This is a genomic window from Streptomyces sp. NPDC058401 (genome assembly GCF_042722885.1).
In the GTDB taxonomy this organism is placed as follows: Bacteria; Actinomycetota; Actinomycetes; order Streptomycetales; family Streptomycetaceae; genus Streptomyces.
On sequence record NZ_JBHXKA010000186.1, the window covers coordinates 1 to 12,191 of the forward strand.

At 72.0% G+C, this 12,191-nt stretch carries 12 protein-coding genes and 1 pseudogene; 7 read left to right on the plus strand and 6 right to left on the minus strand.

The features are described from left to right. Positions 1-121 precede the first annotated feature (121 nt). Positions 122-973, plus strand: coding sequence for a PRD domain-containing protein (locus tag ACFWNV_RS36830; RefSeq protein WP_383955759.1), 852 nt, complete (start codon positions 122-124; stop codon positions 971-973). On the opposite strand, the gene ACFWNV_RS36835 is transcribed toward ACFWNV_RS36830, so the two are convergent. Continuing rightward, a complete protein-coding gene (locus ACFWNV_RS36835; RefSeq protein WP_383955762.1) occupies positions 916-1,461 on the minus strand; it encodes a DUF4328 domain-containing protein in 546 nt (181 codons plus the stop codon). The two genes, ACFWNV_RS36830 and ACFWNV_RS36835, sit on opposite strands and share 58 nt — an antisense overlap. Before the next feature lie 34 nt (positions 1,462-1,495). Then, positions 1,496-2,419 carry a PHP domain-containing protein gene (locus ACFWNV_RS36840; protein ID WP_383955765.1) on the minus strand — a complete coding sequence of 308 codons (924 nt, stop codon included), beginning with the start codon at positions 2,417-2,419 and terminating at the stop codon, positions 1,496-1,498. Positions 2,420-2,621: 202 nt separating this feature from the next. Between ACFWNV_RS36840 and ACFWNV_RS36845 the strand changes: the two genes are divergently transcribed. Beyond that, on the plus strand, positions 2,622-2,804 hold the full coding sequence (locus ACFWNV_RS36845; RefSeq protein WP_383955766.1) for a hypothetical protein: 183 nt from the start codon (positions 2,622-2,624) through the stop codon (positions 2,802-2,804). A gap of 230 nt (positions 2,805-3,034) precedes the next feature. After that, positions 3,035-4,528 carry a UDP-N-acetylmuramoyl-L-alanyl-D-glutamate--2,6-diaminopimelate ligase gene (locus ACFWNV_RS36850; protein WP_383955779.1) on the plus strand — a complete coding sequence of 498 codons (1,494 nt, stop codon included), beginning with the start codon at positions 3,035-3,037 and terminating at the stop codon, positions 4,526-4,528. Between the two features lie 48 nt (positions 4,529-4,576). On the opposite strand, the gene ACFWNV_RS36855 is transcribed toward ACFWNV_RS36850, so the two are convergent. Beyond that, positions 4,577-5,074 (minus strand): hypothetical protein, encoded by a 498-nt coding sequence (locus ACFWNV_RS36855; RefSeq protein ID WP_383955768.1) that lies wholly within the window; start codon positions 5,072-5,074, stop codon positions 4,577-4,579. Positions 5,075-5,499: 425 nt separating this feature from the next. Between ACFWNV_RS36855 and ACFWNV_RS36860 the strand changes: the two are divergent. After that, a pseudogene (locus ACFWNV_RS36860) lies at positions 5,500-5,946 on the plus strand (carbohydrate binding domain-containing protein); the annotation flags it as partial. Between the two features lie 84 nt (positions 5,947-6,030). Further along, entirely contained in the window at positions 6,031-7,104 is a 1,074-nt protein-coding gene (locus ACFWNV_RS36865; protein ID WP_383955781.1) for a chitinase, read from the plus strand. A 78-nt stretch (positions 7,105-7,182) separates the two neighbouring features. On the opposite strand, the gene ACFWNV_RS36870 is transcribed toward ACFWNV_RS36865, so the two are convergent. The 3 genes from ACFWNV_RS36870 to ACFWNV_RS36880 all read right to left on the minus strand — a co-directional run bounded on the left by ACFWNV_RS36870 (position 7,183) and on the right by ACFWNV_RS36880 (position 10,539). Further along, positions 7,183-8,424, minus strand: a complete 1,242-nt coding sequence (locus tag ACFWNV_RS36870; protein WP_383955784.1) for an amidohydrolase family protein — start codon at positions 8,422-8,424, stop codon at positions 7,183-7,185. A 428-nt stretch (positions 8,425-8,852) separates the two neighbouring features. Then, entirely contained in the window at positions 8,853-9,281 is a 429-nt protein-coding gene (locus tag ACFWNV_RS36875; protein ID WP_383955770.1) for a hypothetical protein, read from the minus strand. Between the two features lie 10 nt (positions 9,282-9,291). Next, entirely contained in the window at positions 9,292-10,539 is a 1,248-nt protein-coding gene (locus ACFWNV_RS36880) for an FAD-dependent oxidoreductase (RefSeq protein WP_383955772.1), read from the minus strand. Positions 10,540-10,690: 151 nt separating this feature from the next. Between ACFWNV_RS36880 and ACFWNV_RS36885 the strand changes: the two genes are divergently transcribed. Continuing rightward, positions 10,691-11,593: a hypothetical protein gene (locus tag ACFWNV_RS36885; protein WP_383955774.1), complete on the plus strand. Its 903-nt coding sequence runs from the start codon at positions 10,691-10,693 to the stop codon at positions 11,591-11,593. A 100-nt stretch (positions 11,594-11,693) separates the two neighbouring features. Beyond that, entirely contained in the window at positions 11,694-12,065 is a 372-nt protein-coding gene (locus tag ACFWNV_RS36890; RefSeq protein ID WP_383955777.1) for a hypothetical protein, read from the plus strand. Positions 12,066-12,191: the final 126 nt, after the last annotated feature.

A 12,191-nucleotide genomic window follows, 5' to 3' on the forward strand; every position in this document is an offset into this window, starting at 1 on the left:
CGCCACACCCCGTGGCGCGTGCCCGCGTCGGACCGGATCGGGGGAGTGGGTGGCGCATGCGGGACAGACAATGCGGGATCATTGGGCAGAACCGGACCGCGAACGAGAAGGAGAGCAGGCGTTGAAGGCGCTGCGTGTCCTCAATAACAACGTGGTCCTCGCGCGCGACGACAAGGGCCAGGAGGTCATCCTCACCGGGCGCGGCATCGGCTTCAGCTCCCGCCAGGGCAAACCGGTCGACCCGGCACTGATCGTGCGCGTCTTCGTCCCGGCGGACGGACGCGACCCCGACCACCTCAGCGAGGTCCTCGCCCTCATCGACGAGGAGGTCCTGCGGGCCGTCGTGATCGCCCTCGACGAAGCCGGCATCGAGGGACGCGAGTCCACCCGGCCGACCCTCGCCATCGCCGTCGCCGACCACATCGCCGGCGCGCTGGACCGGGCCGCGCGGGGCATCGTCATCGAGTACCCGCTGCGCGCGGAGGTCCAGGCCCTGTACGCCGCCGAGTTCGCCCAGGCAGAGCGCCTGCTGGAGGCGATCAACGAGCGCGTGGACCCGCGGCTGGATCCCTCCGAGGCGATCGCGCTCGCGTTGCACCTGGTCAACGCGGGGTTCGCCACGGGCGACCTGTCCTTCACGTACACGATGACCGGGGTCATCCAGCAGATGCTCGCCGTCGTGCGGGAGCGGTACGGGCTGTCCGTGTCCCAGGAGTCCATGAGCGCGGCGCGTTTCATCACCCACGTGCGCTACCTCTTCGTGCGTATCCAGCAGCACCGGCAGCTGAAGGGGCACGAGTCGACGATCGGCGAGGGGATCCGCCGGCACTACCCGGAGGCGACCCGCACCGCCCAGCAGCTGGCGACGATCGTCGAGCTGCGTCTGGGAGAGCACCTGAGCGAGGACGAGGTCTCCTACCTGGCGCTCCACGTGGCCCGCATGACCGTGGAGCCGGACGGCACCCCCGAGTAGGCCCGGACCACGTCCCCGTCGGGATGACTACCGGACGCCGTCCGCCACCGCCGGCTGGGCGGCGTAGGGCCCTTCGGCGGCCCTGGTGGTCTGCAGCGCCGTGAGCTTGCGCACGACGTGGATCGCGAGCTCGCATCCCAGATCTCCCTCGCCATGCGGCACGGGATGACCAGGTTGCCGAAGGGGATGAACCAGCCGCCGATGGCCCAGCCGCTGGACCGGGTGGCCACGTCCGGCCTGAAGGCCTTCGCGTTCGTGTGGGCGCGGTGGAACCAGATGATGAAGACGACGGCCGTGGCCACCAGGACCGGCATCTGGAGGGCGGCGGCCAGGGCCATCAGGGTGTCCGGCGGGGTGACGCCGTCCGGGGAACCCGCGCCCGGGTACCGGCCGCTCTCCAGGACGGATCGGACGTACAGGCCGGTCCCGGTCAGCAGCAGGGCGTACGCACCGGAGACCGGCAGCGGCTGGACCAGGACGGGACTCACCGGCGGCGGTGAGTCGGGCGTGCCGCGCGCGGAGTCATCGCGCGGCGGATGCCCCGCCGGGCGAGAGGTGGATCGGGTTGCTCCAGGCCCGTCCGCCGGTCGCGTCCTCGACGGTCACCCTGAAGAACCTGCCGCGGAACATCGCCAGCGGCAGCGTGCACTCCGTCAGGTCCTCGCCCTGGACCACCTCCGCCCCGGGTGCCCCGCCGCTGATCAGGACCTTGCGGACGGGAGAGCACCGGACGGTGACGTGCTCGCCGGTCAGGCTGACGTCGAAGAGCTCGGGGCCGGTGGAGGAGTAGTAGTGCCCGGCCTTGAGCGCGGCCAGGAGCAGGTCCGGGTCGAGGGACTCGGCGCGGACCTGGACCCAGGCGGCGCAACCCGGAGGGTCCTGGGGCTGGAGGTGCGCGTCGTCGGCGGCGTAGGCGTGGAGCCGGCGGCCGCGGTTGAGGAGGACGTCGGTCAGGTGCCAGCTGTCTCCCCGGTCCTCACGCGCGGAGAGCGCGTTGTACACCTCGACGGCGTGCGCGGCGTCCAGGCTCTCCGCGTCCGCGATGCTCAGCAGGGAGGCGGCGGGGTGGGCCATGCCCACGAACGCGCCGGCTTCGCGCGCCCTGCGGGCGAGCAGGGGTCCGGTCTCGTCCGGCCCGGGCGGTGCGAACCCCGGCGGGAGCCCGACGGCGAGGATGTGCCAGGAGGAACCGGCCTCGGTGCGCGGCGCGTGCAGTTCGGCTCCGAGCAGGGTGGTGAATCCCTCCGTCCGCAGCGCGGTGGTGTCGGTCAGCGGGAAGCCGTACTCGGGGCGGAAGTGGTCGGTGACGGCCAAGAAGTCGTACCCGGCGCTGCGGTAGTACCGCGCGGTCGCCGCCGGGGACAGGGCCCCGTCGGAGCGGTCGGAGTGGGTGTGCAGGTTCCCCCGCCAAAAACGCCCCGGCCGGTCAAAGGGCAGGCTCCGCATCCGTTTCCTCCTGGTAGTTGCTCCGACAGGCTGCCGTGATCGTCAAGCCGCCGAGGACCCCGGCACCAGCCTTCACTATCCGGGTCCGCACGCGGTCTGCAGGGCGTTTCCGCGACGCCGGGCCCCCGACCGGGGCGGATGTCCCCGGTCGGCGCCGGCGGACGCGGCGTACGGACCGGGTGCGCGCACGTACACTCGGTCCATGAGCCGCACACGAGGTGTCACGGGGGACCGCCTGCCGCAGGCCGCCCCCGGCGCGCCCGCGGTTCCTGCGGTTTCTGCGGTTCCCGCGGTTCCTGCGGGCCGGACGGGCATCAGCCTCCGGACCGCCGCCGACGGCCAGGCCCCCACGGTCGGCCGCGGCGTCCTGCACGGCCACGGCTAGCGCCTTCCCCTCGCGCCCGGGCCCCTTCCCTCCCACCGCACCATCCCCGGCGACGGATCCTGCATCCGCAGCCCGAGGCCCGGCCCGGTCACCGGGTCCGGCCCGGCCCCGTCGCCCCGAGGGCGACGCATCGCCCTCCCCACAGCACCACCGCGGTCCCGACGCTCCGTCGGCGCCGCCACCAGGTTAGGGCCGTGCGCCGGGCCGTAGCCGCCTTCGAAGGGACCACCGTGAAGTTGAGCGGGTTGCTGACCGGCCATGAACACCACGTCCTCCACGGCGACCCCGAGGCGACGCTGATCACCGCGGCCACCACCTTCGACGTCGACCGGGTGGTGCCGGGCTCGCTCTTCATCGCGGTGCCCGGCCACCACGGCGGCGGCCCCGCGGCCATCGGTGCGGCGCTCGCGCGCGGGGCGGTGGCGGTGCTCGTCGACGAGGAAGGAGCCGCTGCCGCACCCTCCGGGCGGGAGCTTCCGGCGGTGTGCGTCGTACGGGTCCGCGACACCCGCAAGGCGGCCGCCGTCGTCTCCTCCCGCTACTTCGGCGAGCCGGGCCGGCACATGGACATGGTGGCGGTCACCGGGACCAACGGGAAGACCTCCATCTCCTACATGGTCGAGTCGCTCCTCAAGATCTCCGAGGGCGCCTCGGTGGGCGTGATCGGGACGGCGGGCAGCCGGATCGGCGACGAGATGATCCCCATGCCGCCCTCGGTGCTGACCACACCGGAATCGCCCGACCTGCAGTACCTCCTGGGCCGCATGCGGGACCAGGGCACCGGCAGCGTCGTCCTGGAGGCCACCTCGATGGCCCTGCAGACGTACCGCATGGACAGGACGTTCGTCGACGTCGGCGTCTTCACCAACCTGACCCAGGACCACCTGGACGACCACGGCACCATGGCCCACTACACGGACGCCAAGCTGCGGCTGTTCCAGGGGCTGTGCCGGCACGCGGTGGTCAACGTGGACGACGCCGTGGGAGCCGGGATCCCGGCGATGATGCCCGGCGCGGTGACGACGTACGGCCTCGACCAGGAGGCGGACTTCCGTGCCACGGACCTGATCGCGGACGCCGCGGGCACGCGGTTCACGCTGCACCACGCCGGCAACAAGTACCCGGCCGCGATCCCGGTCCCGGGCCGGTTCTCCGTGTCCAACGCACTGGCGGCCGTGGCGGCCTGCCGAGTGCTGGGCCACGACCTGGACGGACTGGTCGCCGCGCTCGCCCAGATGCCGCCCGTACCGGGCCGGTTCGAGCGCTTCGTCACCCCGGCCGGCACCTCGGTGATCGTGGACTACGCGCACTCGCCCGACTCCCTCGACAAGGTCCTCACCGCCATCCGGGGCTTCGCCCGCGGCCGCGTCATCACGGTCTTCGGCTGCGGCGGTGACCGCGACACCACCAAGCGCGCCGAGATGGGCCGCATCGCCGGGGCCCACTCGGACCTGTGCGTCCTGACCTCGGACAACCCCCGCACCGAGAACCCCGAGTCGATCCTGGACCAGATCGCCGCGGGCATCGAAAGCACCGGCACACCCTACGAGCGCTCCGCCGACCGGCACCGGGCCATCGCATTCGCCCTGTCCGCGGCGCAGCCCGAAGACATCGTCCTGATCGCGGGAAAGGGCAGCGAACCGCACCAGATCGTGGGCGAAACCCTCATCCCGTTCAGCGACATGGCCACCGTCCGCGACCTCGCTTCCCGTCTGCTCCCCTGACCGGCGGCTCCCCAACGGGGGCCACGATCCCGGCCGGCGCCTCAGCCCCTAGTCGGGGATGCCGGGCATGCCCCAACGGGCGTGCCTGTCGCTGACGTCGGCCTTCGGGCAGGTTCTCCGCCAGGCCGTGAGCAGCGGGGGACGGCCCGGGCGGCCGAAGTGGGGCCGCTGCTTCCGTACGCGGAGGCGAAGCTTTGCCGAGCCGTCGACGTTGTCGTGGATGACGAGGACCCGGACCACCTGATCGGGGTCGTGTTCCGTGATCCGTCCCCCGGCACGCCGTAGGCGGAGCACGGGGCGACCGTCGGCACCGCCGGGGACGATCCGTGCCTCGACCAGGCGCCGCCGGTCCCACACCCAGTGCGCGAACTCCCCGAGTCCGTAGGCCACGGCGGCGGCAGCCGCCCACCGGACCTCGGATTCCGCCCACAGCACCAGGCCGAAGAAGCCGAGGCAGCACGCCGTCACCGCCATGCGCCGGAGCCGCGGCACGGTCCGCATGGTGTGGTCCGCCGCGTCCCAGAGCAGATCCTCGCTGGCTGCCATCCCGCCATCATGTGCCCCGGCCGCCCCTCTTGAGAAGCCCCGACCGGGCTTCCCGCGGAGCCGCGGCACGCCCGGAACGGCCGCCCGGCGGCGCGGGACGGCCGGACTCCCGCCGCGGGCAGGCGGGTTCGGCGTGGCGCCGACGGCGGGTGGATCGCGCACCCGCACGACAGCGCCCCAACCGGCTATTGGTCCAGACCTATTGACCGGCCGTTCCGTTGCTCCTACGATCCGGTCGGCACAGCCCCACCTGTCCCCACCACACCCAGAGCCGGGCGTCACGCCCCCACGCGTCGCCATGCCCATGGCGCTCGGCCTGAATGGAGCACACCATGTTCCGTCGGAGATCACGTACTCCGCGCCTCCCGGCTGACTTCGGCCCCGGTGCGAACCGGACCGGCCGCGCCAAGCGCGGAGCCACCGTCATGAACCGCTCCCTCGCCGGAGTGAGCGCCGCCGCCGTCATCGGCGCCGGCCTGGCCGCGGCGGGGGCCGTCACGGCCGGCGCCGCGACGACCGCGGACGTCGCCGCCAACCTGGTGGTCAACTCCGGTTTCGAGAGCGGCCTCTCCGCCTGGACCTGTTCCGGTGGCTCCGGAGTCGCCGTCAGCAGTCCGGTCCGTGCGGGGACCTCCGCGCTCAAGGGCACGCCGTCCGGCCAGGACAATGCCCAGTGCACCCAGACCATCAGCGTGCAGCCCAACTCCCAGTACACGCTGAGTGCCTACGTCCAGGGCAGCTACGTCTACCTGGGCGCCACCGGCACCGGCCTCACCGGAACCCCGTCCACCTGGACGCCGAGCAGCCCGTCGTACGGTCAGCTCAGCGTCGGCTTCACCACGGGGCCGAGCACCACCTCGGTCACCGTCTACCTGCACGGCTGGTACGGGCAGCCCGCGTACTACGCGGACGACGTATCGCTCGTCGGTCCGGGCGGCAGCAGCCCCTCACCGTCCGTGCCGCCGACCACGACGCCGCCGACCACGGCGCCTCCGACGACCGCCCCGCCGACCACGCCGCCCCCGACCACGCCGCCCCCGACCACCGCGCCGCCGACCACCGCCCCGCCCGGTGAGACCTGTGCCACGAAGCCCAAGCCGGCGGGCAAGGTCCTGCAGGGCTACTGGGAGAACTGGGACGGCGCCGCGAACGGCGTCCACCCCGGAATGGGCTGGGTGCCCATCACGGACAGCCGGATAGCCGCACACGGCTACAACGTCATCAACGCCGCGTTCCCGGTGATCCTCTCGGACGGCACCGTCCAGTGGCAGGACGGGATGGACGCCGGCGTCAAGGTCTCGACCCCCGCGGAGATGTGCCAGGCCAAGGCGGCCGGAGCGACGATCCTGATGTCGATCGGCGGCGCCGCCGCGGGCATCGACCTGAGCTCCAGCACGGTGGCCGACAAGTTCGTGGCGACCGTCGTGCCGATCCTCAAGAAGTACAACTTCGACGGAATCGACATCGACATCGAGACCGGCCTGTCCGGCAGCGGCAACATCAACACGCTGTCCGCGTCCCAGGCCAACCTGATCCGCATCATCGACGGCGTGCTGGCCCAGATGCCCGCGGGCTTCGGTCTGACGATGGCCCCCGAAACCGCGTACGTCACCGGCGGCAGCGTCACCTACGGATCGATCTGGGGCTCCTACCTGCCGATCATCAAGAAGTACGCCGACAACGGCCGGCTGTGGTGGCTGAACATGCAGTACTACAACGGCAGCATGTACGGGTGCTCCGGTGACTCGTACCAGGCCGGCACGGTGCAGGGCTTCACCGCCCAGACCACCTGCCTGAACAACGGCCTGACCATCCAGGGCACCACCATCAAGGTGCCGTACGACAAGCAGGTCCCCGGCCTGCCGGCCCAGACCGGTGCGGGCGGCGGCTACATGGCGCCGAGCCTGGTCAGCCAGTCCTGGAACGCCTTCGGCGGCTCGCTGAAGGGGCTCATGACCTGGTCGATCAACTGGGACGGCTCGAAGGGCTGGAGCTTCGGCGACAACGTCAAGTCGCTCCAGGGCCGTTGATCACGATGTGAGCGGACAGGCCCCGGGTGGGCGCGTGAGCGCCCCCCGGGGCCGTGCCGTGTTCCGGTTGTGTTCGGTTCAGGAGGCGGTGCGCAGGCGGGTGGCCGCGGATTCCGCTTCCCGGACGACGCGCTCGGTGTCGATGCCGACGAGGCGGCCGTCGAGCTTGAGGGGCCGGCCGTCCACGAAGACCGTACGGACGTTCTCCGGACGGCCGTTGAAGACGATCTGGTTGATCCAGTCGAACCGCGGGGCGAAGTTGAGAGCGGCCGGGTCGATCACGATGACGTCGGCGCGCTTGCCGGGGCTCAGGGATCCCACCGTGTCGGCCATGCCGATCGCTTCGGCGCCGCCGAGCGTGGCGAGCCGCAGGACTTCGTGCACCTGGGGGAACACCGAGGCTTCCAGCGTGCGTGCGCGCTGGAGACCGACGGCCGCCTTCATGAGGGCGAAGAAGTCCGAGGAGTCGTTGGTCCCGCCGTCCTGGCCGAGTCCGGTCTTGACTCCGCGCCGGCCGAGGTCGGGAAGCCGCATGATCCCCGAGGCGAGGCGCATGTTGCTGAGCGCGCAGTGCGCGACCCGTACGTCGTGCGCGGCGACGGCGGCGATCTCCTCGTCGGTGAGGTGGATCGCATGGTTCATGAGGAGCTGCGGACCCAGTGCGCCGATGTCCGTGAGCGTGCCGACCGGATCGTCCGCGCGCTGCTCGGACCGTTCGAGGACATGGCTGTTGAGCATCACTCCGAGGTCTCGGGCGATCTCCCAATGCAGCCGGTTGAGGCCCTTGATGGCCCCTGCCGCATGGGTGGCGACCTGCGCCGAGGCGAGCGGGAGCGGGTCGATCAGCTCCTTCTTCGTCCGGGTGATCAGCGAGGCCTCCCGCTCGGCCTGGAACATCGCGTAGGCGAAGCGCACGCCCGTGTCGGCCAGGGCCCGTACGTACTGGACCGTCGTGTCGTACGGGAGGGCGTCCACCCAGTCCACGAGCGTGGTCACGCCGGACTGTACGGAGTCGAGGGCGCCGAGCCGGACGAACCGGTACATGTCCGCGGGCGTGATCCGGGAGAACGTCGCCCGGTTGCAGTCGGCCAGCCAGCCGAACAGATCGCGGTCCGCGCAGCCGCCCCGCATCGAGGACTGCCACAGGTGGGTGTGCACGTCGACGAATCCCGGCATCACCAGGTGGCCGGAGGCATCGATCACCCGGGTGCCGGGCGGTGCGGGCAACCGTTTCCCCACGGCCGCGATGGCACCGCCCCGCATGTGGACGTCCGCGTGCTCGACGGTGCCCAGAGGGCCGTCGCCGAGGGCGGGATCCATGGTGAGCACGAGTGCGGCGTTCCTGAGGACGACGGCTTGACCGGGGTCTGTGCCGCCGGGCGGCCGGTTCCTCCCGGCGCCCAGCACGAGAGGTGCGGCTGCGGCCAGTCCGATGCCTCCCAGGACACCGCGACGGCTGGGCGCTCCCGGCGAGGGCGCGGGCACGTGGACTTCGGGTGAGCGGGCTCCCGGTAAGGAGGTGGGGACGGGTTCGGGACACTCGCTGAGCGGGTTCATGGCGTGTGGCCTCCCAACGAACGAGGGTGGGATCGCCCTTCCCCGTACTGACGGTCGGTCAGTGAACGCGGGAGCGGGGGCGGTACACGAATCGTCCATCGGGTCGACGTCCTGCGGATAGAGGCGCGTCAACATTCTGTAGAAGTTTTATCCGTGGTGCCGCCGTCACCCCGGGACCCGTGCTGTTCCCCCTAGGGTCGTTCGTCGTAGGTCCCGGCCTCCACCTCGAGGGCGAGTTCCTGGAGGACCTCGATCGCGGACACGTCCGTGCGTCCGGCGTCGTGAGCGATCGCGAGGCTGGTGAACGCCAGGCTGAATCCGGAGACCATCGTGTGCAGCGCCGGACCGAGGGCCTCGGCCACCGCCGCGGCCACCTGCTGCGGAGTCGCGTCGGCCGGCACGCTGATCGACGGCAGCATCTCGTTGAGGAGGGTCGAGGCCACTCCGGCCGTTGCCTCGACGGCGTCGACACCACCGGCCCCGTCACTGGCACCGGCCCCGTCACTGACGCCGGCTCCTTCGTTCCCGGTCGCGTCCCGTTCGTCTTCGACGGCCCGGCGGATGTCCTGGGCTTCGGTGAGGATGCCGATCACGCGCTTGAGGACCTCTGAGCGTTCCATCCCACGGAGCCTAGTCCCGCAAACGGGTGCGGACCGATTCCACCGGCGGCCGCTCCCGCAGCGCCCCGTACGCGATGAAGTAGGCCGGGACTCGGTTCAGCCACCGCGAGCCGGTCACGAGCTCCGTCAGCCGCTTCGCCGCCTGCGGATGGCCGAAGGTGCTCCGCCCGGCCAGCAGGGGTTCGATGACCTGGGTGTGGGCCAGGCGTTGCAGGCCCTGGGTCGCCACCGTCGTCGGCATGCGCCGCCGTTGTACGCGGCGTACGTCGTGCAGTCCCACGCTCCCCGCGCGCAGCGGTCCCACGAGGTAGCGGGCCGCCGCCACCGCGTCCTGGACGGCGAGGTTGATGCCGATGCCGAAGACCGGCGACATGGCATGCGCGGCGTCGCCGATGCACAGCAGGCCCGGCCGGTGCCAGCGGCGCAGCCGCTCCAGCCGTACGTCGAGCAGTTTGACCTCGTCCCAGGAGGTGACCGAGTGCGCCCGGTCGGCCAGCCACGGGACGGCCTGCGTGAACTGGGCCATGAAGCGGTCCAGGCCTTCCGCGCGGCGCTCGGCATCGGTCCCCTTGGGGATGAGCCCCGCGCACTGCCAGTAGTCGCCGCGGTCGATGAGCGCGCTGAAGAACCGCTCGCCCAGGCCTCCCACCAGCCCGCTGGGATCGCTCTCGTGCCGAGGCAGCCGGAACCACCAGGCGTCCATCGGGCACGGGAAGCCCTGCAGGCCGAGCTCGGGCAGCGCCCTGGCGAAGGATCCGCGGCCGTCGCAGGCAACCGTCAGCGTGGCCCTGAGCTCACCGGTGGCGCCGTCCGCGGTGCGGTACCGCACGCCGGCGACCCGTCCGCGCTCCATCAGGAAGGACGTGGCCTCGGTGTCCATGCGCAGCCGGAACGAGGGTTCCTTGCGGGCCTCCTCGGCGAGCAGGTCGAGCAGGTCCCACTGCGGCACCATCGCGATGTAGTTGTACTTCCCGGGCAGCGCCCCGATGTTCCCGACGGTGACGAGGGACCGGTCCGGCCCGATGGGCAGCTGCACCGAGGTCACCCGCCGCTGCGGCAGCCGGGCGAACCGCTCGGCGAGGCCGATGTCGTCCAGCAGGGACAGGGTGGACGGGTGCACGGTGTCGCCCCGGAAATCGCGCAGGAAGTCGCCGTGCTTCTCCAGCACGGTGACCTCCACCCCGGCCCGGGCCAGGAGCAGGGCCAGCACCATCCCGGCGGGCCCGCCGCCCACCACACAGCAGGTCGTACGCTCCACGGCAACCCATCCCTCCGGAGGTCGGCCATCCCGACGACACATGGCCCACTACCCCACCAGCTTGCTCGTCATTGCTCCGCGCGGGGCGGCGACGCGCGGTGTGCTGCGGGGTATCGGCCGGGTCGTGGCCACGGGCGGGAGACTGCCGCGCATGGACAGGGACATGGACGTGGACGGGGACGGGGGCATCGGCGTGGACAGGGACATGGACGTGGAGTCGGTGGCGGCTGAGCTGTACGCGGTGCGGCCCTCGGAGTTCACCTCGGCCCGGGACGCGTACGTGGCCAAGGCCCGGAAGGCCGGAGACCGGGACCTCGCCGCCGCGATCGCCGCGCTGCGCAAGCCGACGGTGGCGGTGTGGACGGCCGGACTGCCGGCCCGCCACCGGCCGGAGGAGGCCCGGCAATTCCTCCGGCTGGGCGAGGCCTTGCGCATGGCGCACCGGACCCTGGACGCCGGGCAGCTGCGCACCCTGTCGCACGACCAGCACGTGGTGATCGGCCGGCTCGCGCGCACGGCGCGCTCCCTGGCCGCAGAGGCGGACCAGACGGTGAGCGAGCCGGTGCTGAACGAGGTCGAGCGGATCCTCCACGCGGTACTCGCCGACCCCGAGGTCGCCGCCCGGTGGGCGGCGGGCCGCCTGGTGCAGGCCCCGGATCCCACGTCCGGCTTCACCGGCCTCGAACCACAGCCCGGCGCGGCCCCGCCCAAGCCCGCGGGCCCCGCGCCCGCGCCCCAGCGAACTCCGGCGCCGGGCGCGGGCGGGGGAGCGGAGCAGGCGCGGCGTCAACGGATCGAGGCTGCCAGGGAGGAGCTGGCCGAAGCCCGCGCCGAAGCGGACCGCCTGAACGCCGAGGAAGCTTCGGCGCAGGAGCTGGCGGACAGCGCGGAGGCGGAGGTGCGGTCCGCGGTGGCCCGGCTGGAGGAGGCCCGGGCGGCGAGCGCGGCCGCGGTCGCGGGCGTGCGCAAGGCCGGGCAAGCGGCGGCGAAGGCGCGGAAGCGGGCGGACGCGGCGGGACGCAAGGCCGAGAAACTCACCGGCTCCGAGGCGTGACCTCTTGCCGGGGCGGTCGCCCTCCCCGACGATGCTGCAAGACCCCTTCTGCCCGGGTCTCTCAGGCTCTTGACGGGGCATCGAACATCAGGGGGAAACAGTGACCAACCATCGCACTCCGAAGAAGCGCTCCCGTACGGCGGCGTCCACACTGGTACCGCTCTTCGTCCTCGCAGGACTGCTACTGGGCCCGGCGGCAACCGCCACGGCCGCCGCCCCCACCGCCCGACAGGCCACCGCGGCCACGGCCCTCCAGCAGAGCCCCCTCGCGTCCGGCGCCGGCGAGGTGACGGTCCTTCGCGCATCCACGTCGTCCCGGGTCCAGGCCACCACCGGCAAGAAGAAGAGCAAGAAGAAGAGCAAGAAGAAGGGCGGCTTCTTCAAGACCCTCATCATCATCCTGCTCCTTGTCGTCGTGGTCCTCGCGATCTTCTTCGCCGTCCGCATGCTCCTGCGCCGCAGGTCCGCCTAGGGGGTGTCTTGCCGATCAGGTCGGATCAGGGAGCGGGGTCTGGTGCCGTGCATCGCAAGGCGGAGGAGGGAGTCGACGCGGAGCGTCGGCGAGTGACGACAACGCGGCGAGGTGCGGTGCCAGACC

Excerpts from the sequence above, each read along its gene's own strand:
- ACFWNV_RS36840 (WP_383955765.1), bottom strand. The coding sequence starts at position 2,419 with ATGCGGAGCCTGCCCTTTGACCGGCCGGGGCGTTTTTGGCGGGGGAAC.
- ACFWNV_RS36845 (WP_383955766.1), top strand. The coding sequence starts at position 2,622 with ATGAGCCGCACACGAGGTGTCACGGGGGACCGCCTGCCGCAGGCCGCC.
- ACFWNV_RS36855 (WP_383955768.1), bottom strand. The coding sequence starts at position 5,074 with ATGGCAGCCAGCGAGGATCTGCTCTGGGACGCGGCGGACCACACCATG.
- ACFWNV_RS36870 (WP_383955784.1), bottom strand. The coding sequence starts at position 8,424 with ATGGATCCCGCCCTCGGCGACGGCCCTCTGGGCACCGTCGAGCACGCG.
- ACFWNV_RS36875 (WP_383955770.1), bottom strand. The coding sequence starts at position 9,281 with ATGGAACGCTCAGAGGTCCTCAAGCGCGTGATCGGCATCCTCACCGAA.
- ACFWNV_RS36885 (WP_383955774.1), top strand. The coding sequence starts at position 10,691 with ATGGACAGGGACATGGACGTGGACGGGGACGGGGGCATCGGCGTGGAC.